We start from the raw sequence: 26,043 nt of genomic DNA, 5'->3' as shown, positions 1-26,043 counted from the left end.
AATTGGGACCTTTGTCAGCGTTTCCGGAGCCGACGAGCCATGCGAGCCCGACGCTCGGAGATCCGCTGCCACACGACCTGCTGCACGACCAGGGTGATCCACCCTGCCAGCGCCATCCCGGCGACGTTGAGCACCAGCTGCAGCGTGCTGCCCCAGATCTCTTCGCCGAGCCCGAACGCGAGGCCGAGCGCCACGTTGGCTGCCGCGGGGATGGTCGTGACGGAGATGAACACCCCCGACAGGTTGCCGACGCGGGCCGAGGTCAGCGCGAGCACACCCGCCGCGGCTGCGATCAGCGCGACGATGAAGGACCACTTGTCGGGGGTGTAGATGAAGGCGGTGTCCGGCCGCTCCGCGGTGACGTCTGCGACCGAGATCCATCCGAGCCCGCGCGCGACGAGGGCGGCAACGGTGGTCATCGCGATGCCGACGGCGAAGCCGGCCAGCAACGTACGCAGCGACTGACCGAGCAGCCCGAAGCGGCCGCGCACCAGGGCGACCCCGAGCGCGGCGATGGCGCCGAACTCCGGCCCGATCACCATCGCCCCGATCACCAGGATCTGGGAGTCGAGGATGATCGCGATGCCTGCCAGCATCGTGGCCAGGCTGATCAGGCTCAGAAACGTCCAGTTGGTCTCGGCGTCCTCGTAGGCCCGCTGGGTCACGTCCGCCCAGACGACCGTGTCGGCGCCGCTGCCCGGTGCGATCCGTTCGGCGGCCAGACCACGGCTGGAGATCCAGGCCGGCACCGGCTGGATGTGCACGCTGCCCTCTTCGGGTAGTCCGAGCCGGCGGAGCCCCTCGACGACGTCGTTGGTGGCCTCACGGGCGACGGCGGCGACGACCACGTCTCCTTCGGGGCGGATCGAGGCGTTGCGACGCACGGAGAGCTCGCTGACGGCGTCATCGGCGGTGAGCAGGTCGATGACCTGACCGGTCAGTGCGGCGGGCGAGGAGATCCGGATTTCGAGCACGGCCGACATTCTGCCCGCGGCTCAGGTCAAGGAGGCGTCAATGCTGTCCGGGCCGGCGTAAGAGAACCGTCAAGGTCGGCGCTCGGGGCCTGGATCCGGGGTTGGAATCCAGGTGTGCCTGATCTTCTCTTCATCCTCCTCACGCTGGCGTGCTTCGCCGGGCTGGCTCTGCTGGTCGGTCTCATCGACCGCCGGCTCGGGCGCATCGCCCCGGTCACCGACCCGGTCACCGACCCGGACGTCGATCCTGACGGCCCCGCCGCCGAGGCCACCAGCGCGAGCGTCCCCCACGACAGCAGCACCACCGGCGCCGCCCGATGAACGCCGTGCTCGCAGCGGTCCTGCAGATCCTGACCCTGGTCGCGGCGCTGGCGCTCGGCGTGCCGCTCCTGGGCCGCTACCTCGCCCACATCTACACCAGCCCCCAGCACCTGCGTGCCGAGACCGCGGCCTACAAGGCCCTCAAGGTCGACGCCGAGGCCGACCAGCACTGGCGCTCCTATGCGATGTCGGCCCTGGGCTTCTCGCTGGCCGGGATCCTGTTCCTCTTCGCCTTCGGCCGCCTGCAGAGCCTGCTGCCGCTCGACGGCGGCAATGACCCGTTGCCCAGCGACGGAGCCTGGAACACGGCGGTCTCGTTCGTGACCAACACCAACTGGCAGTGGTACTCCGGCGAGGCGGCCACCGGGCACCTGATCCAGATGGCCGGGCTGGCGGTGCAGAACTTCGTCTCCGCCGCGGTCGGTCTTTCCGTCGCCGCGGCCTTCGCCCGCGGGCTGGCCCGCACTCGCAGCCAGGGAAGGATCGGCAACTTCTGGGTCGACCTGGTGCGTACGACCCTGCGGGTGCTGCTGCCGGTGGCGTTCGTGGTCGCGATCGTGCTGGTCGCGGCCGGGGCGGTGCAGAACCTCCACCCCGTGCACGAGATGACCACGCTGACCGGCGGCACCCAGCCCCTGACCGGCGGGCCGGTCGCCAGCCAGGAGGCGATCAAGGAGCTCGGCACCAACGGTGGCGGCTTCTACAACGTCAACTCCGCCCACCCCTTCGAGAACCCCAACCCGGCAACCAACCTGCTCGAGATCTGGGCGATCCTGGTGCTGCCGTTCTCGATGGCCTGGGCATTCGGCCAGATCGTCGGGGACAGGCGCCAGGGCGGCGCGGTCGTGGCCACGATGGCCACCCTCCTCACCGTCGGCATCACCCTGCTCACCTGGGCGGAGATGGCCGGACCCGGCACCGCCCCGCAGCTCGCCGGCGCCGCGATGGAGGGCAAGGAGGCCCGCTTCGGCGAGGCCGCCACGGCGCTCTTCGCCGCCGCCACCACCGGCACCTCGACCGGCGCCGTCAACGGCATGCACGAGAGCCTGACCGCCCCCGGTGGTGGCGTCGCACTGTTCGGCATGATGCTCGGCGAGATCGCGCCGGGCGGTGTCGGCTCCGGCCTCTACGGCATGCTCATGCTCGCCGTGGTCACGGTCTTCCTGTGCGGCCTGATGGTGGGACGTACGCCTGAATACCTCGGCAAGAAGGTCAGCCGCGACGAGATGGGCCTGGTGGCGGTCTACATCCTGACCACGCCGACCCTGGTGCTCATCGGAGCAGCCGTCGCGCTGACCGCTCCCGCGGGGCTGGCCGGGCTCTCGGCCGACGGTCCGCACGGCCTCTCCGAGGCGTTGTACGCCGTCACCAGCGCCGCCAACAACAACGGCTCCGCGTTCGCCGGGATCACCTCGGGCACCCCGTTCTGGAACACGCTGCTCGGGCTGCTGATGCTGCTCGGCAGGTTCGTGCCGATGGTCTTCGTGCTCGCCCTGGCGGGCCGGTTCGCGGCCGCCAACCGGCTGCCGGCCGGCGCCGGCACCCTGCCCACCCACCGTCCTCTGTTCGTAGGCCTGCTGACCGGCGTCGCGCTGGTCGTGGTCGGCCTGACCTTCGTCCCGGCTCTCATGCTGGGCCCGATCGTGGAGTCCCTGTCATGACCCAGACGCCCGTACGCACCCATGAAGATCCCGCGACCCACGTGGAGGCTGCCCCGTCGGTGCTCACGACCCAGCAGATCGCCGAGGCACTGCCGGGCGCGCTGCGCAAGCTCGATCCCCGCACGCTGGTGGCCACCCCGGTCATGCTCGTGGTCGAGATCGGCGCGGCCGCCACGACCGTCATGTCGGTCCTCGACCCGTCGGTGATGGGCTGGCTGGTCAGCGTCTGGCTGTGGCTCACCGTGGTCTTCGGCGCCCTTGCTGAGTCGGTCGCCGAGGGCCGCGGCAAGGCCCAGGCGGCCTCGCTCCGCGCGCTCCAGACCGAGACCACCGCCCGTCGGCTGCGGGCAGGTGCCGGAGGCACCGAGGAGCTCGTCGCCTCCACCGACCTGCGCGCCGGCGACGTCGTCGTGGTCGAGGCCGGCGGGCGGATCCCCGGTGACGGCGACGTCATCGAGGGTGTGGCCAGCGTCGACGAGAGCGCCGTGACCGGCGAGTCGGCGCCGGTGATCCGCGAGTCCGGCGGCGACCGGTCGGCGGTCACGGGCGGCACCCTGGTCCTCTCCGACCGGATCGTCGTGCGGATCACCTCCGACCCGGGCCACTCCTTCGTGGATCGGATGATCTCCCTGGTCGAGGGCTCGCAGCGGCAGCGTACGCCGAACGAGATCGCGCTCAACGTGCTCCTGACCAGCCTGACCGTCATCTTCGTGGTGGTCTGCGGGAGCCTCTACTACCTCGCCGACTACTCCGGCGCGCACCAGTCCTGGCTGGTGCTCACCGCGCTGCTGGTCTGCCTGATCCCGACCACCATCGGCGCCCTGCTGAGCGCGATCGGCATCGCCGGCATGGACCGGCTGGTCCGCCGCAACGTCCTGGCGATGTCGGGACGCGCCGTCGAGGCGGCCGGCGACGTGGACGTGCTCCTGCTCGACAAGACCGGCACGATCACGTACGGCAACCGGCAGGCGTACGAGATCGTGCCGGTCACCGGCGTCACGCTGACCGGTGCGGAGAACGCCGCGGTCCTGGCCAGCCTCTCCGACCAGACCCCCGAGGGCCGCAGCATCCTCACGCTGGTGGGCCGCTCGATGGGCGGGCCCGCGGACGCCACCATGGTCGAGTTCTCTGCCATGACCAGGATGTCCGGGTTGGACAGCCCCGGCCTGAGCGTACGCAAGGGCGCAGCCTCCGCGGTGACCGCCTGGGTCGAGGAGCACGGTGGCCAGGTGCCGCCCGAGACCGCGGAGATCGTCGACGAGATCGCCCGGGGCGGCGGCACGCCGCTCGTCGTCGCCGAGCACCGCGACAGCGACCGTGCGCGCGTGCTGGGCGTCGTACATCTCAAGGACGTCGTCAAGGACGGCATCCGGGAGCGGTTCGACGAGCTGCGCGCGATGGGCATCAAGACGGTGATGATCACCGGCGACAACGCGGCCACGGCCGCGGCCATCGCCCAGGAGGCGGGTGTCGACGACGTGCTCGCCGAGGCCACCCCGGAGGACAAGCTCGCCCTGATCCGGCGCGAGCAGCGCGGCGGACGGATGGTCGCGATGTGTGGCGACGGCACCAACGACGCGCCCGCGCTCGCCCAGGCCGACGTCGGTGTCGCGATGAACACCGGGACGCCCGCGGCGAAGGAGGCCGGCAACATGGTCGACCTCGACTCCGACCCGACCAAGCTCATCGACGTGGTCGAGATCGGCAAGCAGCTGCTGATCACCCGGGGCGCGCTGACCACGTTCTCGGTGGCCAACGACGTCGCGAAGTATTTCGCGATCCTGCCGGCGATGTTCGTCGGGGTCTTCCCCGCGCTGGGCGTCCTCAACATCATGCGGCTCTCGTCGCCGGAGTCGGCGATCGTGTCCGCGGTGGTCTTCAACGCGCTGATCATCATCGCGCTGATCCCGCTCTCGCTGCGCGGCGTGCGCTACCGGCCGTCCTCGGCCTCGGCCCTGCTGCGCCGCAACCTGCTGCTCTACGGGGTCGGCGGCCTGATCGTGCCGTTCGTCGGCATCAAGCTGCTCGATCTCGTCGTCTCTCTCATCCCAGGACTGTGAGGAACCGGACATGTCAGATCTCTTCGCACTGCTACGCCACTCGCTCGCCGGGCTCCGGGTGCTCCTCGCCGCGACCCTGCTGTGCGGTCTCCTCTATCCACTGGTGGTCACCGGCGTCGCCCAGGCCGCCTTCGGCTGGCGTGCCGACGGCTCCCTGGTCACCGAGGCCGGCGCGCACACGAACGACCCGGCCGAAGCGGTCGGCTCGGCCCTGATCGGGCAGGGCACAGAGTCCGAGGGACTCTTCCACCCTCGCCCCAGCGCTGCCGGCGACGGCTGGGACACGCTGTCGACCTACGGCTCCAACCTCGGCCCGGAGGACCCGGACCTGGTCAAGGCGATCCAGGAGCGCCAGCGCGAGATCGCCGCGCGCGAAGGCGTACCGGTCGACCAGGTTCCCGCCGACGCCGTCACCACCTCCGCATCCGGCATCGACCCGGACATCTCACCGGCTTACGCAGCCCTCCAGGTGTCGCGGGTGGCCCACGCCAACGGGCTCTCGGAGCAGGCGGTGACGGCGCTGGTGGCCGAGCACACCGACGGCCGCACCCTCGGGTTCCTCGGCGCTCCACGGGTCAACGTGCTCGAGCTCAACATCGCGGTGCGTACGCAGAGGGTTGAATAGGGCACGGGGTTGAATAGGCACGTGCAGACCTTGTCGACGGAAGGCCCGTCCCCGCGTAGGCGGGGACGGCTGACCGTCTATCTCGGAGCCGCGCCGGGGGTCGGCAAGACCTACGCCATGCTCGGTGAGGCGCAGCGCCGCCAGGCGCGGGGCACCGACGTGGTGGTCGGGTTCGTGGAGACCCACGACCGCAGCAACACCGCGCGTCAGATCGAGGGGCTCGAGGTGATCCCGCGCCGGGAGACGACCTACCGCGGGGCGCGGTTCACCGAGCTCGACGTCGATGCCGTGATCGCCCGCGCCCCGAAGGTGGTCTGCGTCGACGAGCTCGCGCACACCAACGTGCCCGGCAGCCGCCACACCAAGCGCGCCCACGACGTCGAGCAGATCCGGGCGGCGGGCATCGACGTGATCACCACCGTCAACATCCAGCACCTGGAGTCGCTCAACGACGAGGTGGAGCGGATCACCGGCGTACGCCAGCGGGAGACCGTGCCCGACGAGGTGGTGCGCACCGCCGACCAGATCCAGCTCGTCGACATGGCACCCGACGCGCTGCGGCGGCGGATGGCCCACGGCAACATCTACAAGCCGGAGAACATCGACGCGAGCCTGACCTCCTACTTCCGGGTCGGCAACCTGACCGCGCTGCGCGAGCTGGCGCTGCTGTGGCTGGCTGACCGGGTCGACGACGCGCTCGGTGACTACCGGCGTGAGCACCGGATCGAGCACCCGTGGCCCACCAAGGAGCGCATCGTGGTCGCGGTCACCGGCGGGCCGGAGTCGGAGACGCTGCTGCGCCGCGCGGCTCGGCTCTGCCAGCGGGCGAAGGGGTCCGAGCTGCTGGCGGTGCACGTGGTCACCGCCGACGGGCTGGCCAGGCCCGAGGCCGGGTCGATCGAGCGCGTCCAGGCGCTGACCGCGTCGCTGGACGGCACCTTCCACAGCGTCGTCGGTGAGGACGCGGCCGCTGCGGTCGTCGACTTCGCGACCGGCTCCAACGCCACGATGATCATCGTCGGCGTCTCCCGGCACGGGCGGCTGCGTCGGCTCTTCACCGGCACCACCGGAGACCGGATCGCGGCAGTGGCAGGGTCGATCGACGTACATCTGGTCACCCACGACGAGATCGCCCGCGGCGCCCGGGTCCGCGGTGGCCTCGGCTCGCCGCTCAGCCGCACCCGACAGCTCCTGGGCTGGCTGTGCGCCGTCCTGGTGCCGCTCGCCCTGGTGTGGCTGCTGCACAACGACGGCATCGCGGGCCCGATCTCCGGGCAGCTGCCGCTGGCCAGCATGCTGCTGCTGGCCGCGACGGTCCTGGTCGCGATGATCGGCGGGCGTTGGCCCGCGGTGGTCGCCGCTCTGGCCGGGTTCGGTCACCTGAACTGGTGGTTCACTCCGCCGGTGCACAAGGTCACCGTCGCCGAGCCGCGCAACCTGGTGATGCTGGTGATCTTCGTCGCGGTGGCGGTCGGCGTCGCCACCGTCGTCGACCATGCCTCGCGGCGGGCCGCGGAGGCGCGCCAGGCCAGGGGAGAGGCTGCCACGATGGGGGCGCTCTCCCGCTCGGTCCTCACCGGCCAGGACACCGCAGAGGCGATCGTCAACCGGGTGCGTGAGACCTTCGCCCAGCAGGCCGTGGTGCTGCTGGAGGAGTCACCGCAGGGGTGGGTGTGGCTGGCCGGTGCCGGGACCGGCTACCCGGCGGACCCCGACCAGGGCGACGCCCAGGTCGCCGTCGACGACGCCCACGTGATCGTGCTGCGCGGCACCCCGCTGCGCGCTCGCGACCGGCGCGTGCTGGAGGCCTTCGCGATCCAGACGTCGCTGGTGCTGGAGCATCGACGGCTGCGTGACCAGGCCGACCGCGCTCTCGTGCTGGAGCGGGCCGAGCAGACCTCGACCGCTCTGCTGCGCGCGGTCTCCCACGACCTGCGTACGCCGCTGGCCACCATGCGCGCCGCGCTCGACGGCCTGCTCGTGGGCCGGGTCTCCGAGGAGGACCGCAAGGAGCTCGTCGAGTCGGCCGCCACCTCGGCCGACCAGCTCGAGGCGCTGATCGACAACCTGCTCGACCTCTCGAGGGTCGAGGCCGGTCTGGTGCACCCGGCGATGCGCGACGTCAGCCTGGAGGAGTCGCTGCCGATGGCCGTCGCCGGCCTGCCGCCGGGATCGATCGCCTTCGAGGTCGGTGAGGACACCCCGCTCGTACGCACCGACTCGGGGCTCCTCGAGCGCATCGTCGCCAACCTGGTGAACAACGCGGTGCGGGCCGGCGCCCAGGGGGCCGGCCCCGGCGTGCCGGTGCGGGTTCTCGCCCATGAGACGCCGGAGACTGTGGAGGTGATGATCGTCGACCGCGGGCCGGGCGTTCCCGAGGAGCAGCGCGAGCGGATGTTCGAGCCGTTCCAGCGCCTCGACGACACCTCGGCAGCGGGGCTCGGCCTCGGGCTGGCGGTGGCGAAGGGGCTGAGCGAGGCGCTCGGCATCAAGCTCTCCGCAGAAGACACTCCGGGTGGCGGTCTGACCATGGTCGTGGCGGTGCCGCGTGCCGAGCTGGTCGGGCGATGAGCCGCGTCCTCGTCGTCGACGACGAACCCGCGCTGCTGCGAGCGCTCGCGATCAACCTGCGCGCCGCGGGCTGGGAGGTGGAGACCGCCCACGACGGCCGCTCGGCGCTCGCCGCCGCGGCGGCGACCCACCCCGATGTGGTCCTGCTCGACCTCGGGCTCCCCGACCTGGACGGCACCGAGGTGATCGAGGGGCTGCGCGGCTGGACGCAGGTGCCGGTGGTGGTGCTCTCCGCACGCCAGCACGGCGACGACAAGATCGAGGCGCTCGATCTGGGCGCCGACGACTACGTCACCAAGCCGTTCGCGATGAACGAGCTGATGGCGCGCCTCCGCGCCGCGGTCAGACGTTCCCAGGAGTCCGCACCGCCGGCCGCGACCACGCTCACCGTGGGCGACCTGGAGATCGACTTCGCCCGCAAGCGCGTCCACCGCTCCGGGCAGGACGTACGGCTGACCCCGACCGAGTGGTCGTTCCTGGAGCTCTTGGCCCGCAATGTCGGCCGCCTGGTCCCGCGTGACCAGATCCTCAAGGAGGTCTGGGGCCCCGGGTACGCCAAGGAGACCCACTACCTGCGCGTCTACGCGGCTCAGCTGCGCCGCAAGCTCGAGGACGACCCCTCCCACCCGCGCTACCTGGTCACCACCTCCGGGGTCGGCTACACCCTCGACCCGGACGGCTGATACTCCCTAGAGCCGCGCGAAGGCCTCGACCTTGTGCTGTGGCCCGGAGACGACGATGTGGTCGTCGGGGCGGATGACGGTCTCGGGAGTGGCGTAGGTGAAGGCGCCGCCGGCGGACTTCACCCCGACGACGGTCACTCCGTACATCTCGCGCACGCCGAGGCCGGAGAGGCTGCGGTTGTGCAGCAGGGCCGGCGGCCGGGTCTTGACGAAGACGTATCCGTCGTCGAACTCGATGTAGTCCAGCATCTGCCCGCTCACCAGGTGAGCCACGCGCTGCCCCATCTCGAGCTCGGGACGGACGACGCGGTCCACCCCGATCTGGGTGAGGATCCGGGCGTGGGAGGCGCTGATCGCCTTGGCCCAGACGTTGCGTACGCCGAGGTGGACCGCGACCGAGGCGCTGAGGATGCTCGCCTCGATGTCGGTGCCGATGGCCACGACCACCGTGCCGAACTCGCCCAGGCCGAGCCCTCGCATCGCGTCCTCGCTGGTCGTGTCCGCCTCGACCACGTGGGTGAGCAGACCGGCATGCTCCTGCACCGTGCGGGGGTTCATGTCGGCGGCGAGCACCTCCTCGCCCTCCTCGACGAGCTCGAGGGCGAGGGCGCTGCCGAACCGGCCGAGGCCGAGCACGGCGACGCCGCCACGGGTGGTGTCCTTCTTAGCCAATGAGGGGCCGTCCTTCCGGGAAGCGGTGCAGACGCTCGCGGTCGCGGAGCGCCAGGGCGGAGACGAGGGTGATCGGGCCGATCCTGCCGACGAACATCATCGCGATGAGGACGAGCTGGCCGCCCGACGGCACGTCGTAGGTGAGGTTGGCCGAGAGCCCGACGGTCGCGAAGGCCGACACGGCCTCGAAGAGCACCCGGTGGGTGGGCGCGTCGACCAGGTGCAGCAGCGCGATGGTGCCGGAGACCACGAAGCCCACCGAGAGCAGGGCGACCGTGAGCGCCTGGCGGATGGCTCGCGGGTCGATGCGCCGGTCGAACGCCTCGACCTCGCGCTGGCCGCGTACCTCGGCGAGGATGACGAAGAAGAGCAGCATGAACGTGGTGACCTTGAGGCCACCGGCCGTGCCGGCCGATCCGCCGCCGATGAGCATCAGCACGTCCACGCCGAGCAGCGTGCCTTCGTGCATCTGCTCGAAGTCGAGGCTGTTGAACCCGGCCGTACGCGTCATCGTGCTCTGGAAGAAGCCGGCCAGCAGCTTCCCCGGAGAGCTCAGCGCACCGAGGGTGTCGGGGTTGTTCCACTCGACCGCGGTGAAGAACAACGAGCCGATGACCAGCAGGCCGACGGTGCCGGAGACGGTCATCTTCGTGTGCAGGCTCCACATCCGCACCTTCGTACGCTGCAACAGCTCCAGCCACACCGGGAACCCGAGACCGCCGGCGATCACCGCGACGGCGATGGGCAGGCAGATCCAGGGGTCGTCGACGAACCCCATCAGGTTGTCCGAGCGCAGCGCGAACCCGGCATTGTTGAAGGCGGAGATCGAGTGGAAGACGCCGTCGTAGACGGCTCGTCGGAGCGTGGAGTCGTAGCCGAGCCAGAACCGCAGCGTGAGCGGGATCGCGACGATCAGCTCGATGATCAGGCTGATGCCGACCACGCCCTTGATGACGCTGCGAACGTCGCCGAGCCCGGAGCTGGTGTGCTCCACGGCGGCGGTGAGGCGGAACCGCAGGCCGAGCCGGCGGAAGACCACCAGCGCGAGCATCGAGGCGAGGGTCATGATCCCGATGCCGCCGACCTGGATCAGCCCGAGGATGGTGACCTCGCCGAACGTCGACCAGTAGGTCGGGGTATCGACCACGACCAGACCGGTCACGCACACCGCGCTGGTCGCGGTGAACAGGGCGGTCAGGAAGGGCGCATGTCCCGGCTCGGCGCGTGCCACCGGAAGCATCAGCAGCAGGGTGCCGAGCAGGATGGTGGCCGCGAACCCGACCGCCACGACCTGGCTGGGATGACGCAGCAGCCTCTTGCCACGACGCGCCAGGCGCGTAGGAGATGAGCTCGACACGCGCGCCACTCTAGAGGCATCAGGACTCCAGAGGTGTCAGGCCTCGGACGGGCGGTGGCTGCCCGGACGATCAGCTGGGGGTGTTGATCATGAAGTTGGCCGCATGCTCCACGTACGCCCAGAACTGGGCGTCCTGCTCGGGGGTGAGGCCGGCGGCATCGAGGCCCTCGCGGAAGTGGCGGAGCCAGTGGTCGCGGGCTTCGGAGGTGACCTCGAACGGAGCGTGGCGCATCCGCAGCCGCGGGTGGCCGCGGTTCTCCGAGTAGGTCGTCGGGCCGCCCCAGTACTGCGCCAGGAAGAGCGTGAAGCGCTCCTGCGCCGGCCCGAGGTCCTCTTCGGGATACATCGGCCGCAGCAGCTCGTCGGTCGCCACGCCCTCGTAGAACTTGGCCACGATCGTGCGGATCGTGTCCATGCCGCCGATCTCTTCGTAGAACGTCACCGCGCCATTGTTCCACGCAGGTGTCCATGCACCGCGTGGCAGGATCGGAGGCGTACGCACTCACACGATCGTTGGGAGATAACGATGGCCACCACCCGCACTGCGACCACCGTCTGGGAGGGCACGCTCTTCGAGGGTGCCGGGAAGGTGACGCTCGACTCCTCGGGTCTCGGCACCTACGACGTCTCCTGGCCGTCTCGCGCGGAGGAGCCGGGAGGCAAGACCAGCCCCGAGGAGCTCATCGCTGCCGCGCACTCGTCGTGCTTCTCGATGGCCTTCTCCAAGGGCCTGGCCGACAACGGCACCCCGGCGTCCACCCTGACGGCCAGCGCCGACGTCGAGTTCACCCCCGGCACCGGCATCACCGGCATCAAGCTGACCACCCGTGGTGAGGTCGACGGCCTCGACAACGAGACCTTCGTCAGCCTGGCCGAGGCGGCCAAGGCGGGCTGCCCGGTCAGCCAGGCGCTGGCCGGCACCACGATCACGCTTGACGCCGCGCTCGCCTGAGGCGGACTGCTGGTTGAGCCCGGCGAGCGCCAGCGAGCCGGTGTCGAAACCAACACGGTCCCATCGGCGCTCGCCGGGACTGTGTTGGTCTCGACGCGCTCGCTGGCGCTCGCGGCTCGACCAGCGTGGGTCAGGCGTTGGCCTGCTGCTCCGCGGCGGCGGCGACCTTGTCGTCGCGGTGCCAGATGATCCGCTGCGGGAAGGGCATCTCGATGCCTTCGTGGTCGAGGCGTGCCTTGATCCGCTGACGCATCTCGCGGGCGATCGCCCACTGCTTGAGCGGCAGCGTCTTGATGAGCACACGCAGGGTGATCGACTCGGCCGCCAGCGCCTCGACACCGGTGACCTCGGGCTCTTCGATGATCTGGCCCTTGAACTCGTCGTCGACCCACAGGTCGTGCGAGACCTCGCGGAGCACACGCTGCACCTTGGAGAGGTCCTCGTTGTAGCTGACTCCGACGTCGATGACGGCGCGGGCCCAGTTCTGGCTGTGGTTTCCGACGGTGAGGATCTCGCCGTTGGGGATGTACCAGACCGTGCCGTCGAGGGCGCGCAGCCGGGTGATCCGCAGGGTCACGGCCTCGACGGTGCCGCTGATGTTGTTGACCTCGATGCTGTCGCCGACGCCGTACTGGTCCTCGATGATCATGAACATGCCGGAGAGGTAGTCCCTGACGAGCGACTGAGCACCGAAACCGAGCGCCAGACCGACGATCCCGGCCGAGGCGATGATCGGGGCGATGTTGATGCCGAGCTGGTCGAGGATCATGGTGGCGAAGATCGCGACCAGGACCCCGGTGACGACGCTCTTCAGCAGCGACCCGATCGCCTTCGCGCGCTGGCTTCGGCGTGAGGACGCCGCGATGGCATCGCCGGCGTCGGCCGCCTTGTGGGCCCTGCCGGCGAGACCTGGGCTGTCGACGGCGCGCACCACGACCTTGTCGATCACCCGGTGAAGGATCCAGCGCAGCACGAACGCCAGCACGATCAGGCCGACGATTCGCAGCGGGATGCCGATCACCCATTCGCCGAGCTTCGCCCAGGAGACCGAGAGCAGAGGAGGGTTGGAGGGGATGGACATGGTCCCCAGTATCCAGGCCGATCAAGCGCCCCGGCCAATCCCCGGGTAGGCATAGGTCAGGGCCGGCGAGACGAGGGGCAGAGATGAGAAACCAGAGGTACGCCGGTTAGTATCTGCCCCGTGAGCAACCAGATCCTGCGCCGCGCCGGCATCCTCGGCGCCTCCGCCACCGCCGCCGTCGTCGCCTCTGTTGCTACCGCCGGCCCCGCCAGCGCCGACGTGCCCGCGGGCTGGCCCGTCGCCGACGACATGAGCGCCTCCGGCCTGCTCCTGCTCATCCTGCTCCTCCCGGTGGTCATCGGCGTGGTCATCTCGCTCCTGGTGCTGCTTCCGGGCGTGCTCCGCGGGGAGGGTCTGATCCCCAAGGCCCACAAGGGCGAGGCCGACAACCTCCCCGCGACCCAGACCCACTGACCTACCGGCTCATCGGCCTACTGAGCCACGTCGGGTCGGCTCACGTCAGGATGGCCAGCTGCTGGGTCGCTCGCGTCATCGCGACGTAGCGGTCGACAGCCCCCTCGATCCCGGTGCCGTACGCATCGGGGTCGATGAGCACCACCAGGTCGAACTCCAGCCCCTTGGCATGCTCGGGGCTGAGGTGGCGCACCCGGTCGTCGTCGCGCCGGTCCTGGTCGCGCCGGTCCTGGTCGCGCCCCGTCGCGCCTGCGGCGATCACGCAGGCGATGCCCTCCTCGTGCTCGGCGAGCCAGGTGGCCAGCATCTCGTCGAGATCGGCGAGGTCGCCACGGACGACCGGGATCCCGGAGGCACGGATCGAGGTGGGCACGTTGGCGTCGGGGAGCGCGGCCCTGATCACGGGCTCGGCCTCGACCATGACCTCCTCGGGGGTGCGGTAGTTGATGCTCAGCCCTGCCATCTCGATGCGGTCCAGACCGACCCGTTGCAGACGCTCCTCCCACGACTCGGTGAACCCGTGACGCGCCTGCGCCCGGTCGCCGACGATGGTCATGCTCCGTGAAGGGCACCGGCTGATCAGCATCTGCCACTCGGCATCGGTCAGCTCCTGGGCCTCGTCGACCACGATGTGCGCGAACGGCCCGGCGTAGGGGTCGAGCTCGTCGGGCTCCCGGACGGCGTCGTCGAGGAGCGCGGTGCGCAGATCCTGGCCGCGCAGCATCGACATCACCTTCATGTCGGAGTCGTCGTGGCTGATCAGGTCGGAGATCACCTCGGCCTTCGCCTTCCGGTCGGCCGCCGCGGCAGCCTTCTTCCGGCTTCGCCGGCGCGAGGCGTCGGGGTCGCCGAGACGCCGGTGGGCGGCATCGAGCAGGGGCAGGTCGGCGTCGGTCCAGGCCCGGGCGTCGTCGCGCTGGAGCGCCTTGATCTCCTCCGGGGTGAGCCACGGGGCACACATCCGCAGGAACGCCGGCACCTCCCACAGGTCTCCGACGATGTCGGCCGGGCTCAGCCGGGGCCACACCTGCCCGAAGGCGTCGAGCAGGCCGGGGTTGGTCTCCAGTGCCGCGTGCAGCGCATCCACGGAGTCCTCGTCGTGGAGCCCGTAGGCGTCGAACTCCTCCTCCTGCTCGGGCTCGTCGCCCCATTCATCGAGGTCGGCGTCGGGGTCGGCGGTGCGGTCGGGGTCGTCGCCGGTGTTCTGCCGGATCCGGTCGGTCGCGATGCGCACCAGCGCCTCCCAGACCTGGTCGCGGGCATCGTTGTGCGGCGCACCCTCCTCGGCCGCCGACAGCGCCTCGGCCCAGTCGCTGATGCTGATCACCGCATCGCCGTACGGAGTCTCGACGAGCGTGGGCCTCGAGGGTGGCTCCTCGTAGAGGGCGACCGCGGGCTCGATCGCCGTCACCATCCGGGCGTCCGCCTTGAGCCGGGCCACCTCGGCGTCCTTCTCCGGCACCAGCGCCGACCCCTCGGGAACCATCCGGCGCAGCGTGGTGGTGCGCACGCCCTCCTCGCCGAGGCTCGGCAGCACGTCGCCGACGTAGGACAGGTAGGGCTCGTGCGGCCCGACGAACAGCACCCCGCCCCGGCTCTCGCTCAGCCGAGGGTCGGAGTAGAGGAGGTAGGCCGTGCGGTGGAGCGCCACCACGGTCTTGCCGGTGCCCGGGCCGCCGTCGACGACGAGAGCTCCCCGTGACGACGCGCGCACGATGGCGTCCTGGTCGGCCTGGATCGTGCCGAGCACGTCGCGCATCTGCGGCGAGCGGCTGCTGCCGAGCGTGGCGATGAAGGCCGACTGGTCATCGAGCGCGGCATGCCCCTCGAGGCCCTCGGCGGTGAAGACCTCGTCCCAGTAGTCGGTGATGCGCCCGTTGGTCCAGCGGTAGCGTCGGCGGCTCAGCAGCCCGCGCGGGTCGCCGTGGGTGGCCGCGAAGAACGGCTCCGCGGCCGGCGAGCGCCAGTCCACCAGCAGCCGCGTGCCGTCGCTGGCGGTGAGCCCGAGCCGCCCGATGTAGATCGTGTCGCCGGAGTCGGCCACGGTCCGCCCCAGGCACAGGTCGAGGCTGAACCGTCGCAGCATCCGCAGCTGCGCCCCGATCCGGTGCACCTCCAGGTCGCGGTCCATCGCCTCCTGCCCGTGGCCGCCCGGTCGGCGGCGTACGTCGTCGAGCTGTTCGTTCAGCTCGGCGACCTGCTCCTCGAGACTCTGCGCGATGGCGACGAAGTGCCGTTCGTCGTCGGCGATCAGTGCCGGGTCCGCCTTCGCATCGTGGCGACCCGCGAGATCGAATGCCTGCATGTGTTGAAATCCCCTGTCTGAGCAGGTGTTTTACCTGTTCGAGGAGGTGATTCTGCCCCGATCCGGGGGGCTTGTTTCAAGCCCCTATGTGCGCTATAAAGTTGTTAGTGGAAGGGAGAGGCTCCCTTCCACTTCGTCGTTTCCGGAGGCCTCAGTCGTACGCGGGAGGCAGACCTGCCCCAGCGGGATGAGCGAGCGTCGTCAGGATCGGATCCTCGAGCAGCCGGTCGATCGCCTCGGTGGAGCCACCGACCCCCGCGAAGTGCGGGTCGGTGTCGAAAGCGACGCACCAGCTCCGGTCCGAGGGCCACACGAATCCCGGGGCGTACTCGCGTGAGATGCCGGAGCTCGCCCACGTCTCCCAGTCACGGAGCCTGCCCCGGGCGACTGCATACTCGCGGATGCCGGCGAGATCGACCCGGACCCCGGCCGGAAGGCTCGGGCGATAGGGCCACCCGTCCCACAGCAGGAAGCGGAGATCGACGGCGTCGTCGGAACCGGTCATCAGGTCGACGATGCGGCAGATCATCTCCTCGTCGGACAGATCTGTGCCGAGCTCGTCGGCGTCGTTCTCCGACTGCCCGGGGTAGCGGGGGTCCGGCAGTGCGAGCACCCTCGCGTACGCCTCGAATCCGTCAGGGCCGAAGAGCAACCTGCGGATGACCGCATCGTCCGGAAAGGCGGGCAGGCCACCGGTGACCCAGCCCGCCTCCGCGCGGTCGGCGTCGAAGCGAAAGCTCATGGCGACACCTTGCCAGGGCGACCCTCGCTGCGCGCGAACGAATTTTCGTTCCCGTCGGCCCCCAAAATCCCGTCGAGTCGGCGCGTTCTAACGCGCCGACTCGACCAGGGGTGGGGTGCTGTTTACTGCGCGTCGCGCTCCTGAGCGGCGAGGGCGCGGGCGACCTCGTCACGTCCCTCGCGCACGTAGCGCTTGGCGGCGGGGGCGGCGGGGGAGGTCTCGAGCCACTTGTCGGCCTTGGCGAGCAGCTCGGGGGAGGCGGCCGGCTTCGGGAAGATGTGCTCGAGGACCACCGAGGCGCGGTGGGTGCCGAGGTGCTCCCAGAGGGTGTCGGCGGCCTCGAAGTAGCGGTCGACGTACGGCGCGAGCGCCTCGTCCTGCCCGCCGCGCTGGAACGAGAACACGATCGAGCGCGCGGTCTCGTTGGCGACGTCGGTGCGCACGACGACCGAGTCCCAGGCAGCCTCCTTGGCCTCGGCGGTGGGCTGGGCGGTGCGGGCAGCGGCGGCCTTCTCCTTGCCGGAGATGGTGTTGTCGCGGCCGAGCTCGGCATCGATCTCGGCCTCGCCGAAGGTGCCCGAAGCGGCCAGGCCGGTGACCAGCGCCCAGCGCAGGTCCTGGTCGACGTCGAGGCCGTCGAGGGTCAGGTCACCCGAGAGCAGCGCCTCCAGGTCGGCGATCGCGGTCTCGGAGCGGGCGGCCGAGGCGTACGTGCGAGCGAAGGTCAGCTGGTGGTCGCTGCCCGGAGCGGCAGCCTCGAGGAGCTCCTTGAGCCCCGTTTCCCAGCGCGCCTTGAGGGCGTCGCGGTTGGCCGGGGCCGAGAAGGTGCCGACCGCCTGGGCGGCGAAGACCGGGATGCGGGTGACGCCCCAGGCGTCGGTCTCCTGGCCGATGTTGGCGAGCACGAGCTCGACGAAGTCGCCGGCCTTCAGCTCGGCGTCGCGGGTCATGTCCCACGCGGCGCCCCAGACCAGCGCGCGCGAGAGCGAGTCGTCGAGCGCGGACAGGCTCTCCAGCGCGGTGGCCAGCGAGCGCTCGTCGAGCCGGATCTTGGCGTACGTCAGGTCGCCCTCGTTGAGCAGCAGCAGGTCGGGCTGCTTGACCCCGGCCAGCTGCGGCACCTCGGTCAGCTCACCGGTGACGTCGATCTCGAACGCGTCGCGGCGCACGAGGGAGCCGTCGACGAGGTCGTAGAGGCCGAGGCCGATGCGGTGGCGACGGAGCGTCGGGTAGTCGGCAGCGGCCGACTGGCGCACCGCGAACGCGGCGTAGGTGCCGTCGTCGGCGAGCGTGAACTCGGGCGCGAGGGTGTTGACGCCGGAGGTCTGCAGCCACTCTTGGGCCCAGCCCTGGAGCTCGCGACCGGAGGCGGCCTCGAGGTGGCGCAGCAGGTCCTTGAACTCGGAGTTGCCGAAGGCGAACTCCTTGAAGTAGGCCTTCAGGCCCTCCAGGAAGGGCTCCAGCCCGACCCAGGCGACGAGCTGCTTCAGGACCGAGGCGCCCTTCGCGTAGGTGATCATGTCGAAGTTGACCTCGACGGCCTGCAGGTCGTAGTTGTCCGCGGCGATCGGGTGCGTGGTGGGCAGCTGGTCCTGGCGGTAGCCGGTCTGCTTGCGCGCGTTGGTGAAGCCGGTCCAGGCGTCGGTGAACTCGGTGGCGTTGGTCTGCGCGTGGTAGCAGGCCCACTCGGCGAACGACTCGTTGAGCCACAGGTCGTCCCACCACTTCATGGTGACCAGGTCGCCGAACCACATGTGGGCCATCTCGTGCAGGATCACCGAGGCGCGGAAGTCGTAGAAGGAGCGCGGCTGCTTGGAGCGCGGCAGGTATTCGTCGCGCAGCGTCACGGCGCCGGCGTTCTCCATCGCGCCCATGTTGTATTCGGGCACGTAGAGCTGGTCGTACTTCCCGAAGGGGTAGGGGAAGTCGAAGGCGTCCTCGAAGAACTCGAAACCCTGCTTGGTGATCTTGACGATCTCCTCGCGGTCCAGGTGCGGTATCAGCGACTGGCGGCAGTAGTGGCCCAGCGGGATGGTGCCGAACTTGCCCTCGTAGACGTCCTGGACCTCGTGGTACTCACCGGCGATCAGCGCGGTGATGTAGGTCGACATCTTCTTGGTGGGCTCGAAGTCCCAGCGCGCCAGCCCGTCGGAGAGCACCTTGGGGGCGGGGGAGGGCGAGTTGGAGACGACCTTCCAGTCCTCGGAAGCGGTCACATGGAAGGTGAAGACGGACTTGAGGTCGGGCTGCTCGAAGGTGGTGTAGACGCGGCGCGCGTCGGGCACCTCGAACTGGGAGTAGAGGTAGACGCGGTCGTCGGCGGGGTCGACGAAGCGGTGCAGCCCCTCGCCGGTGTGGGAGTAGGTGCAGTCGGCCTTGACCACCAGCACGTTCTCGGCGGCGAGGTCGTCGAGCTGGATCCGGGAGTCCGCGTAGGCCACCGCCGGGTCGAGCGAGACCCCGTTGAGGGTGATCTCGTCGACCTTCGCGTCGACCAGGTCGGCGAAGGTCGAGGCGCCGGGCTCGGCGGAGGTGAACGTGATCGTCGTCGTCGAACCGAACGTCTCGGAGCCCGTGGTGAGGTCGAGGTCGATGTCGTAGGAGAGGACGTCGAGGATGGCGGCTCTAGCGGTGGCCTCGGCGCGCGTGAGATTGGTTCCAGGCATGCCTGGATCCTCTCATTCTGCCCGGATTTCGAGACATTTATAGCCCGGTTGTTGCCCGTTCTTGGGAGTCGCTGAGCGTGAAAAGTAAAAATACACTGTTGTAATTCCGACACACCGGTATCAATGATTGACAAGTTTCCCTAAAGTGCACACGTGCCCCTTAAGTCACAGAAACATCAGTATTCACAGGAGTCGCGCCGGGTGGGGAAGCCCGGCGGGGCGCTGCGTCGGACCTTGGTCGCCGGCGCGGTTCTGCTGCTCGTCGGCCTCGGTGTCCAGGTCATCCCCAAGCTGGCCTCACCGGCGCAGGCGGGCACGACGATGCTCTGCTCCGGCTTCTCGGACTGCCGTGGCAAGGGCTACTCCACAGCCGGCTATGAGAACGCGTGGGGCAGCATGTACTGGCGCATGTACGCCGGCCGCAACTGCACCAACTACGCCGCGTACCGCATGATCCAGACCGGCCTGCCGAACGCTCGCCCCTGGTCGGGCGAGGGCAACGCCACCAACTGGGGTGTCGCGCTGAGCAACCTGACGAACCGCACGCCGAGCGTCGGCGCCATCGCCTGGTGGCACTCCTCGCACCCGAGCTCGAGCCGGTTCGGCCACGTCGCCTACGTCGAGCGGGTCTCGTCGAGCTCGATCACGATCTCGGAGTCCAACTACGGCAGCGACCTCAGCTGGCGCAAGATCACCAAGGGCTCGCGGAACTACCCGACCGGGTTCATCCACTTCAACGACCAGCGACTCTCGGTCACCAAGCGACCGACGGTCAGCGGCACCGCGCAGGTGGGCAGGTCGGTCACGGTCAACACCGGCTCGTGGAAGCCCAACCCCAACAAGATCCGCTACCAGTGGATCGTGGACCGCAAGCCCATCCCGGGTGCGACCAACAAGACCTACCACATCCCCGCGCGCATGGCCGGCAAGCAGATCGCGGCGGTGCTCACCGGCACCCGTCGTGACTACACGAAGGCCAAGACGATGAGCGAGATCCTGCCGCCGATCAAGCAGGGCACGCTCTCGGTGCGCAAGCAGCCGCGGATCACCGGCGCCCAGAAGGTGGGCTCGACGATCGCCCTCGGCGGCGCGTACTACTCGCCCGGGGCACGGATCGGAGAGATCCGGTGGTACGCGGGCAAGAAGCTGATCGCGCGAGGCAAGTCCCGCTTCCTGAAGGTGCCCGCAGCGGCCGACGGGAAGAGGATCGGGGCCGTGCTCGTCGGGGTGAAGACCGGCTACCGGCCGAAGCAGTCCTACGCCTTCGCGAGCTCGCTCGTCGGCGGTGGCCAGGCGCCGAAGCCGCCGAAGCCGACCGAGCCGCCGCAGATGCCCGACGGTCTCGAGCAGACCACGGACGGCTTCGTGAAGGGCGGCACCCGCCTCGGTGGCCTGATGCAGGTCGACCCGGGCAAGTTCAGCCGGTCGGTGAAGCTCTCCTACCAGTGGACCCGCGAGGGCACGCCGATCTCGGGGGCGACGACCGAGAAGTACCGGCCGACCTCGGCCGACGTCGGCCACCGGCTCAGCGTCACCGTGGTCGCGAAGTCCAGCAACGGCAGCCTGACCAAGACGTACGGCCCCAGCGGGCGGGTGCGCGTCAAGCCGTCGGTGAAGGTCATCGCCGACGGCGGCTCGAAGCAGGCCGACGTCGTCGTCAAGGTCACCGCGCCGGGCTATGCCCCGACCGGATCGGTCAAGATCACGACCAACGGTGGACGCACGGTCACCAAGTCGCTCACCAACGGGTCGGCCCGCGTCACCTTCGTCAAGCTGCCTGCCGGTGAGTACGCCGTCAAGGCCGCCTACTCCGGAGACGCGGTCGCCTACTGGGCCAGCGGGGGTGACTTCACCACCGTGCAGTGAGGCCCTGGCGGTCAGGAACAGATCCGTGGCGGGAGTGGTTCAGTGTCGATATGACACAGACCACTCCCGCCGCGCCGTCCGAGACCCCCGAGAAGGCAACCGAGAAGACCGCCGCCGACTTCTGGTTCGACCCTGCCTGTCCCTTCGCCTGGATCACCTCGCGCTGGATCCTCGAGGTCGAGAAGGTGCGCGACGTCGAGGTGACGTGGCACATCATGAGCCTGGCCTACCTCAACCAGGACAAGGACATCCCGCAGGAGTACCGCGACTTCCTCTCCACCGCCTGGGGTCCGGTGCGGGTCTGCATGGCGGTGCAGAACGAGTACGGCCAGGAGAAGCTCGCCGAGATCTACACCGCGCTCGGCACCCGTCGCCACGTCGAGGGCCGCGACTTCGACCGCGCTCTGATCGAGGAGGCACTCGCCTCCGTCGACCTCCCGGTCGAGCTCGCCGACGCGATGGACGACGAGTCCTTCGACGAGGCGATCGCGAAGTCCCACCACGAGGGCATGGACCAGGTCGGCAACGACGTCGGCACGCCGACGATCGCGATGAACGGGTCGGCGTTCTTCGGACCGGTCATCTCCAAGGCGCCGAAGGGCGAGGAGGCCGGCAAGCTCTGGGACGGGTTCCAGCTGATCACCGCCTACCCCTACGTCTACGAGCTCAAGCGGGCCCGGGTCCACGACCTCGACTTCAGCTGAGCTATTTCGTGGTGACTCCGCCGGCGGCCGGTCGTAGGTTGGCAGGGTGACCATGACAGACGAGGCAGGAATTCTCTCGAGGGCGCTGGACCAGACCGGTGACCTCCTCGACCGCGTGCACGCGGAGACCGCCAGCCGGCCCACCCCGTGCGAGGGGTGGGACATCGGCCGGCTCGCCGACCATGTGATCGCCGACGGTGCGAACTTCGTGACCATGCTCCGCGGTGAGCAGCCCGACTGGGCGGCGCCGACGCCCCATGTCAGCGAGAGCTGGGGACCGACGTTCCGGGTCGGCGCCGACGACGTGCTCCACGCGTGGGACCAGCACGGTGCGGGCGCCTCGGTGCCGGTCGGCATGCTCGTCGCCGAGTACGCCGTGCACTCCTGGGATCTCGCGCAGGCGCTCGGCATCCCGTCCGCCGAGCTCGATCCCGAGCTGGCCGAGGCCGGGTTGGGGTTCATGCGGGCCAACCTGAAGCCGGAGATGCGCACGGGGGCGTTCGCCGCGGAGATCGAAGCGCCCGAGGGGGCGGGGGCGTACGAGCGGCTGGCTGCTTTCGCCGGACGAGAGGTCTCCTGAGATCATGGTCATGTGGTTGACCAGATGGGTGTGTTCGCGCTGCAGCGAGCACTGACACAGGCAGCAGAGCTTCTCGACACCGTCACGGCGGACGACCTGGCACGGCCGACACCGTGCCCCGAGTGGGACCTGCGCAAGCTGGCCAACCACATGATCGCGCAGCCGCGTGTCTTCGTGACCATGCTCCAGGGCTCGCCGCCGGGATGGGACGGCCACGAGGACTACGCGGTCAATCTCGGCGAGGAGCTGCGCACCCGGGGCAACGCGCTGATCAACCTGTGGCGCGAGGTCGGCCCCGACGACATGGTGATGGTCGACCCCGACTGGCAGTCGGCCGAGATCGCCGTCCACACCTGGGACCTGTGCGCTGCGCTGGGTCGCGGGAGCGACGGTCTCGACGACGCCGTCGCCCAGCGGGCGGTCGTCTCCATGGACACCATCCTCGGCCCTGAGCGCAAGGGTCACGCCTTCGCCAACGCGCTCGCCGCGCCGGAGGGTTCGAGCGCCTACGAGCACCTGGCGGCGTACGCCGGGCGGCCGGTGCCGTTCGTCGCACCGGCCTGATCGCGGCCATCTCAGGCGCCACAGACGCCTCAGACGACACACCGAACACATGCGTTTGCGGCATGTCGGACCGTTGATTGTTCAAAATCAACGGTATGGCCCGCTTCCCCCGCGTCCTCACGGTGACCCTGACCGCCGTCGCTCTCGGTGCGTCCACGCTCGTTCCTGCGCTCAGCTCGACGGCTGACCCGGCCGCAGCTGCCGGCGCGCTCTTCTCCCGCTCGGCCGCCACCGCCGACGAGGAGGGCCAGCTGATCAAGCTGCCGCGCCTCGAGGACGGCATCGCCACCCGCGACGTGAAGCTGCCGCCGCGGCTGACCGAGCGCTCCGCCGGCGCGGCCGCCACCGACAAGCTGCGCACGACGACCATCTCGATGGTCGGTGTCTCCTGGACCGGTGAGGAGACCCCCGACGTCGAGGTGCGGGTGCGCAAGTCGGACCAGTGGCGCAAGTGGCAGGAGCTGCCGCTGCAGGAGGACCTCCCCGACGGCGCCGAGTCGGTCATCGCCGCGCGCGGCAAGCCCGAGCGCCACGGCACCCAGCCGGTGTGGACCGGCCGGGCCAGCGGCGTACAGGTCCGGGTGAAGGGCGCGCAGCCGAAGGACCTGCTGCTCACCCTGATCAACACCGGGCCGCAGGAAGACGTCGACAAGCCCTCCGAGGAGGACGCCGGCGACATCGGCTACGGCGCCTCGGGGAACGAGAACGGCCGTGCGGCGCGGAAGAAGCCGCGGTGGGCGCCGGCGCCGCCGATCTTCGGCCGCAAGCAGTGGGGTGCCAACAACTCCTGGCGCAACGGCCGCCCGGAGTACAACTCCTCGCTCAAGCAGGTGCACATCCACCACACCGCCACGAGCAACAACTACTCCAGGGGCGACGTGCCGGGGATCATCCGCGGCATCTACAGCTATCACACCAGGTCGCTGGGGTGGTTCGACATCGCCTACAACTTCCTCATCGACAAGTACGGCCGCGTCTGGGAGGGCCGCTCCGGCGGCGTCAACCGGCTCGTCAAGGGTGCCCACACGCTCGGCTTCAACCACCAGTCGATGGGCCTCGCGCTGATCGGCAACTTCGAGCACGTACGTCCCTCCGATGATGCGCTCATCCAGACCGAGCGGATGGCTGCCTGGAAGCTCGACATGGCCGGCCGCGACGAGCGTGGCAAGGTGATGACGGTCTCCAAGGGCAGCGACCGGTTCGCTCCGGGCCGTCGCGTGCGGGTCTGGGTCATCGACGGTCACTTCCACACCAACGAGACCTCCTGCCCCGGCGCCCAGCTCGCCAAGTGGCTGCCGTGGATCAGGAAGTACGCCTACAAGCGCGACCAGATGTTCAACGGCTGAGCCTGCCACCGCCGAAGAGGCGGTGTCGATGGTGAGGCTGATGGTGCCCCATCCCTAGGATGGAGCCATGAGCAACGTTCTGTCCGCAGTCGCCTGGCCGTACGCAAACGGCCCGCGCCACATCGGCCATGTCGCCGGTTTCGGCGTGCCCTCCGACGTCTTCAGTCGGTACATGCGGATGGCGGGCCACAACGTGCTCATGGTCTCGGGCTCCGACGAGCACGGCACCCCGATCCTGATCGCCGCCGACGAGGCCGGCAAGACGCCGCAGGAGCTCGTCGACCAGAACCACCGGATCATCGTCGAGGACCTCGTCTCCCTCGGCCTGACCTACGACCTCTACACCCGCACCAGCTCGGTCAACCACCACTCGGTGGTGCAGGAGCTGTTCCTCGGGGTCTACAACAACGGCTACTTCGTCGAGCAGACGTCCAAGGGCGCGATCTCGCCGTCGACCGGGCGCACCCTGCCCGACCGCTACATCGAGGGCACCTGCCCGATCTGTGGGGCCGACGGTGCGCGCGGTGACCAGTGCGACAACTGCGGCAACCAGCTCGACCCCGACCAGCTGATCAACCCGGTCTCCAAGATCAACGGCGAGACCCCGGAGTTCGTCGAGACCCAGCACTTCTTCCTCGACCTGCCCGCCCTGGCCGAGGCGCTGCACGCGTTCCTCGACGAGCGTGAGCAGACCGGTCTGTGGCGTCCCAACGTCATCCGCTTCTCGCAGAACATCCTCAAGGAGATCCGCCCGCGTGCGATGACGCGCGACATCGACTGGGGCATCAAGGTGCCGCTCGACGGCTGGCGCGAGAACCCGACCAAGCGCATGTACGTCTGGTTCGACGCGGTCATCGGCTACCTGTCCGCCTCGATCGAGTGGGCGCGGCGCTCTGGTGACCCGGAGGCCTGGCGGAAGTGGTGGAACGCCCCTGAGGCGCTCTCGTACTACTTCATGGGCAAGGACAACATCGTCTTCCACGCCCAGATCTGGCCGGCCGAGCTGATCGCCTACAACGGTCAGGGGTCCAAGGGCGGCGAGCCCGGGCCGTACGGTGTGCTGAACCTGCCCACCGAGGTCGTCTCCAGCGAATATCTGACGATGGAGGGCAAGAAGTTCTCCTCCTCGAAGAAGATCGTGATCTACGTGCGCGACCTGCTCTCGCGCTACCAGCCCGACGCCTTCCGCTACTTCGTGGCCTCGGCCGGGCCGGAGTCGAACGACTCCGACTTCACCTGGTCCGAGTTCGTGCGGCGTACGAACGACGAGCTCGTCGCCGGCTGGGGCAACCTGGTCAACCGCACCGCCACCCTGATCGCGAAGAACTTCGGCGAGCTGCCCGCCGCCGGTGAGCTGACCGAGGCCGACCAGGCGATCCTCGACACCGTCGGTGCCACGTTCGCCACGGTGGGCGACCTGATCGGCCGCCACCGGCAGAAGCAGGCGATCGGCGAGGCGATGCGCGCCGTCGGCGAGGTCAACAAGTACGTCACCGACCTCGAGCCGTGGAAGCTCGCCAAGGACCCCTCGGACCGCGAGCGCCTCGGCACCGTGCTGCACGTGATGGCCCAGTGCGTCGCCGACCTCAACCTGATCCTGTCGCCGTTCCTGCCGTTCTCCGCCAACGAGATCGACAAGGCTCTGGGCGGCAAGGGCGAGATCGCCCCGATGCCCCGCATCGAGGAGACCCGCGACCTCGACGACGACCGGCCCTTCCCGATCATCACCGGCGACTACTCCGGCGCCCCCGCCTGGGAGCGCCACCCGATCGTCGTCGGCACCCCGGTCTCCAAGCCCACCCCGGTCTTCCGCAAGCTCGACACCGCCGTGATCGACGAAGAGCTCGACCGGCTCGGGATCAAGCCGGAGTAGCGGCCGCGGCACCTGCCGTTCTGGGC

The 26,043-nt window shown here is 69.6% G+C and carries 22 protein-coding genes; 14 read left to right on the top strand and 8 right to left on the bottom strand.

Features of this window, described 5'->3' with window-relative positions:
- Window positions 1-14: 14 nt before the first annotated feature.
- On the bottom strand, window positions 15-983 hold the full coding sequence (locus FB381_RS19715) for a DUF389 domain-containing protein (protein ID WP_246088214.1): 969 nt from the start codon (window positions 981-983) through the stop codon (window positions 15-17).
- A 105-nt stretch (window positions 984-1,088) separates the two neighbouring features.
- Between FB381_RS19715 and FB381_RS19710 the strand changes: the two genes are divergently transcribed.
- The 6 genes from FB381_RS19710 to FB381_RS19685 are packed head-to-tail and all read left to right on the top strand — an operon-like array spanning window position 1,089 to window position 8,895.
- A complete protein-coding gene (locus FB381_RS19710) occupies window positions 1,089-1,295 on the top strand; it encodes a hypothetical protein (protein WP_141781852.1) in 207 nt (68 codons plus the stop codon).
- Window positions 1,292-2,956, top strand: coding sequence for a potassium-transporting ATPase subunit KdpA (kdpA, locus tag FB381_RS19705; protein ID WP_141781851.1), 1,665 nt, complete (start codon window positions 1,292-1,294; stop codon window positions 2,954-2,956). Before FB381_RS19710 ends, kdpA begins: the two co-directional genes overlap by 4 nt.
- Window positions 2,953-5,016 (top strand): potassium-transporting ATPase subunit KdpB, encoded by a 2,064-nt coding sequence (gene kdpB / locus FB381_RS19700; RefSeq protein ID WP_141781850.1) that lies wholly within the window; start codon window positions 2,953-2,955, stop codon window positions 5,014-5,016. Before kdpA ends, kdpB begins: the two co-directional genes overlap by 4 nt.
- Window positions 5,017-5,026: 10 nt before the next feature.
- The gene (gene kdpC, locus FB381_RS19695; RefSeq protein WP_141781849.1) at window positions 5,027-5,641 is read left to right on the top strand and encodes a potassium-transporting ATPase subunit KdpC; all 615 of its coding nucleotides are present in this window, start codon (window positions 5,027-5,029) and stop codon (window positions 5,639-5,641) included.
- Window positions 5,642-5,662: 21 nt separating this feature from the next.
- On the top strand, window positions 5,663-8,212 hold the full coding sequence (locus FB381_RS19690; RefSeq protein WP_141781848.1) for a DUF4118 domain-containing protein: 2,550 nt from the start codon (window positions 5,663-5,665) through the stop codon (window positions 8,210-8,212).
- Window positions 8,209-8,895 carry a response regulator gene (locus FB381_RS19685; RefSeq protein ID WP_141781847.1) on the top strand — a complete coding sequence of 229 codons (687 nt, stop codon included), beginning with the start codon at window positions 8,209-8,211 and terminating at the stop codon, window positions 8,893-8,895. Before FB381_RS19690 ends, FB381_RS19685 begins: the two co-directional genes overlap by 4 nt.
- 6 nt (window positions 8,896-8,901) lie before the next feature.
- Here the strand turns inward: FB381_RS19685 and FB381_RS19680 are convergent, their stop codons facing one another.
- From FB381_RS19680 to FB381_RS19670, 3 genes are all read right to left on the bottom strand, one after another.
- On the bottom strand, window positions 8,902-9,567 hold the full coding sequence (locus tag FB381_RS19680; RefSeq protein WP_141781846.1) for a potassium channel family protein: 666 nt from the start codon (window positions 9,565-9,567) through the stop codon (window positions 8,902-8,904).
- Window positions 9,560-10,924, bottom strand: a complete 1,365-nt coding sequence (locus FB381_RS19675) for a TrkH family potassium uptake protein (RefSeq protein WP_246088213.1) — start codon at window positions 10,922-10,924, stop codon at window positions 9,560-9,562. The genes FB381_RS19680 and FB381_RS19675 overlap by 8 nt, the downstream gene beginning before the upstream one ends.
- Window positions 10,925-10,994: 70 nt before the next feature.
- Complete coding sequence (locus FB381_RS19670) at window positions 10,995-11,366, bottom strand: globin (RefSeq protein ID WP_141781845.1); 372 nt, start codon at window positions 11,364-11,366, stop codon at window positions 10,995-10,997.
- Window positions 11,367-11,450: 84 nt separating this feature from the next.
- Here FB381_RS19670 and FB381_RS19665 point away from each other — a divergent pair, with 84 nt between their 5' ends.
- Window positions 11,451-11,876: an OsmC family peroxiredoxin gene (locus FB381_RS19665; RefSeq protein WP_141781844.1), complete on the top strand. Its 426-nt coding sequence runs from the start codon at window positions 11,451-11,453 to the stop codon at window positions 11,874-11,876.
- Window positions 11,877-12,006: 130 nt separating this feature from the next.
- Here the strand turns inward: FB381_RS19665 and FB381_RS19660 are convergent, their stop codons facing one another.
- Window positions 12,007-12,957, bottom strand: a complete 951-nt coding sequence (locus tag FB381_RS19660) for a mechanosensitive ion channel family protein (RefSeq protein ID WP_141781843.1) — start codon at window positions 12,955-12,957, stop codon at window positions 12,007-12,009.
- Window positions 12,958-13,077: 120 nt separating this feature from the next.
- Between FB381_RS19660 and FB381_RS19655 the strand changes: the two genes are divergently transcribed.
- Window positions 13,078-13,371: a hypothetical protein gene (locus tag FB381_RS19655; protein WP_141781842.1), complete on the top strand. Its 294-nt coding sequence runs from the start codon at window positions 13,078-13,080 to the stop codon at window positions 13,369-13,371.
- 40 nt (window positions 13,372-13,411) lie between these two features.
- Here FB381_RS19655 and helR read toward each other — a convergent pair whose 3' ends face one another.
- From helR to pepN, 3 genes are all read right to left on the bottom strand, one after another.
- Entirely contained in the window at window positions 13,412-15,676 is a 2,265-nt protein-coding gene (gene helR / locus FB381_RS19650; RefSeq protein ID WP_141781841.1) for an RNA polymerase recycling motor ATPase HelR, read from the bottom strand.
- A 151-nt stretch (window positions 15,677-15,827) separates the two neighbouring features.
- Window positions 15,828-16,418: a hypothetical protein gene (locus FB381_RS19645; RefSeq protein WP_141781840.1), complete on the bottom strand. Its 591-nt coding sequence runs from the start codon at window positions 16,416-16,418 to the stop codon at window positions 15,828-15,830.
- A 122-nt stretch (window positions 16,419-16,540) separates the two neighbouring features.
- Entirely contained in the window at window positions 16,541-19,084 is a 2,544-nt protein-coding gene (gene pepN / locus FB381_RS19640) for an aminopeptidase N (RefSeq protein WP_141781839.1), read from the bottom strand.
- A gap of 201 nt (window positions 19,085-19,285) precedes the next feature.
- Between pepN and FB381_RS19635 the strand changes: the two genes are divergently transcribed.
- The 6 genes from FB381_RS19635 to metG all read left to right on the top strand — a co-directional run bounded on the left by FB381_RS19635 (window position 19,286) and on the right by metG (window position 26,017).
- Window positions 19,286-20,950, top strand: coding sequence for a CHAP domain-containing protein (locus FB381_RS19635; RefSeq protein WP_141781838.1), 1,665 nt, complete (start codon window positions 19,286-19,288; stop codon window positions 20,948-20,950).
- A gap of 50 nt (window positions 20,951-21,000) precedes the next feature.
- On the top strand, window positions 21,001-21,654 hold the full coding sequence (locus tag FB381_RS19630) for a mycothiol-dependent nitroreductase Rv2466c family protein (protein ID WP_141781837.1): 654 nt from the start codon (window positions 21,001-21,003) through the stop codon (window positions 21,652-21,654).
- A 52-nt stretch (window positions 21,655-21,706) separates the two neighbouring features.
- Window positions 21,707-22,234, top strand: a complete 528-nt coding sequence (locus FB381_RS19625) for a TIGR03086 family metal-binding protein (RefSeq protein WP_141782894.1) — start codon at window positions 21,707-21,709, stop codon at window positions 22,232-22,234.
- A gap of 12 nt (window positions 22,235-22,246) precedes the next feature.
- Window positions 22,247-22,798 carry a maleylpyruvate isomerase family mycothiol-dependent enzyme gene (locus FB381_RS19620; RefSeq protein WP_246088212.1) on the top strand — a complete coding sequence of 184 codons (552 nt, stop codon included), beginning with the start codon at window positions 22,247-22,249 and terminating at the stop codon, window positions 22,796-22,798.
- A 95-nt stretch (window positions 22,799-22,893) separates the two neighbouring features.
- Window positions 22,894-24,144 carry a peptidoglycan recognition protein family protein gene (locus FB381_RS19615; protein ID WP_141781836.1) on the top strand — a complete coding sequence of 417 codons (1,251 nt, stop codon included), beginning with the start codon at window positions 22,894-22,896 and terminating at the stop codon, window positions 24,142-24,144.
- 67 nt (window positions 24,145-24,211) lie between these two features.
- Window positions 24,212-26,017 (top strand): methionine--tRNA ligase, encoded by a 1,806-nt coding sequence (gene metG, locus FB381_RS19610; RefSeq protein WP_141781835.1) that lies wholly within the window; start codon window positions 24,212-24,214, stop codon window positions 26,015-26,017.
- Window positions 26,018-26,043 lie beyond the last annotated feature (26 nt).

This window comes from Nocardioides albertanoniae (assembly GCF_006716315.1).
In the GTDB taxonomy this organism is placed as follows: Bacteria; Actinomycetota; Actinomycetes; order Propionibacteriales; family Nocardioidaceae; genus Nocardioides; species Nocardioides albertanoniae.
The sequence above is the reverse complement of the archived record's forward strand: the minus strand, read 5'-3'. Positions and strand labels throughout refer to the sequence as shown.

What these genes read in the sequence shown, in the direction of transcription:
- FB381_RS19715 (WP_246088214.1), bottom strand. Translation starts at nt 983, where the DNA reads ATGTCGGCCGTGCTCGAAATCCGGATCTCCTCGCCCGCCGCACTGACC.
- pepN (WP_141781839.1), bottom strand. Translation starts at nt 19,084, where the DNA reads ATGCCTGGAACCAATCTCACGCGCGCCGAGGCCACCGCTAGAGCCGCC.
- FB381_RS19685 (WP_141781847.1), top strand. Translation starts at nt 8,209, where the DNA reads ATGAGCCGCGTCCTCGTCGTCGACGACGAACCCGCGCTGCTGCGAGCG.
- helR (WP_141781841.1), bottom strand. Translation starts at nt 15,676, where the DNA reads ATGCAGGCATTCGATCTCGCGGGTCGCCACGATGCGAAGGCGGACCCG.
- FB381_RS19660 (WP_141781843.1), bottom strand. Translation starts at nt 12,957, where the DNA reads ATGTCCATCCCCTCCAACCCTCCTCTGCTCTCGGTCTCCTGGGCGAAG.
- FB381_RS19630 (WP_141781837.1), top strand. Translation starts at nt 21,001, where the DNA reads ATGACACAGACCACTCCCGCCGCGCCGTCCGAGACCCCCGAGAAGGCA.
- FB381_RS19665 (WP_141781844.1), top strand. Translation starts at nt 11,451, where the DNA reads ATGGCCACCACCCGCACTGCGACCACCGTCTGGGAGGGCACGCTCTTC.
- kdpA (WP_141781851.1), top strand. Translation starts at nt 1,292, where the DNA reads ATGAACGCCGTGCTCGCAGCGGTCCTGCAGATCCTGACCCTGGTCGCG.
- kdpB (WP_141781850.1), top strand. Translation starts at nt 2,953, where the DNA reads ATGACCCAGACGCCCGTACGCACCCATGAAGATCCCGCGACCCACGTG.
- metG (WP_141781835.1), top strand. Translation starts at nt 24,212, where the DNA reads ATGAGCAACGTTCTGTCCGCAGTCGCCTGGCCGTACGCAAACGGCCCG.
- FB381_RS19615 (WP_141781836.1), top strand. Translation starts at nt 22,894, where the DNA reads ATGGCCCGCTTCCCCCGCGTCCTCACGGTGACCCTGACCGCCGTCGCT.
- kdpC (WP_141781849.1), top strand. Translation starts at nt 5,027, where the DNA reads ATGTCAGATCTCTTCGCACTGCTACGCCACTCGCTCGCCGGGCTCCGG.
- FB381_RS19625 (WP_141782894.1), top strand. Translation starts at nt 21,707, where the DNA reads ATGACAGACGAGGCAGGAATTCTCTCGAGGGCGCTGGACCAGACCGGT.
- FB381_RS19645 (WP_141781840.1), bottom strand. Translation starts at nt 16,418, where the DNA reads ATGAGCTTTCGCTTCGACGCCGACCGCGCGGAGGCGGGCTGGGTCACC.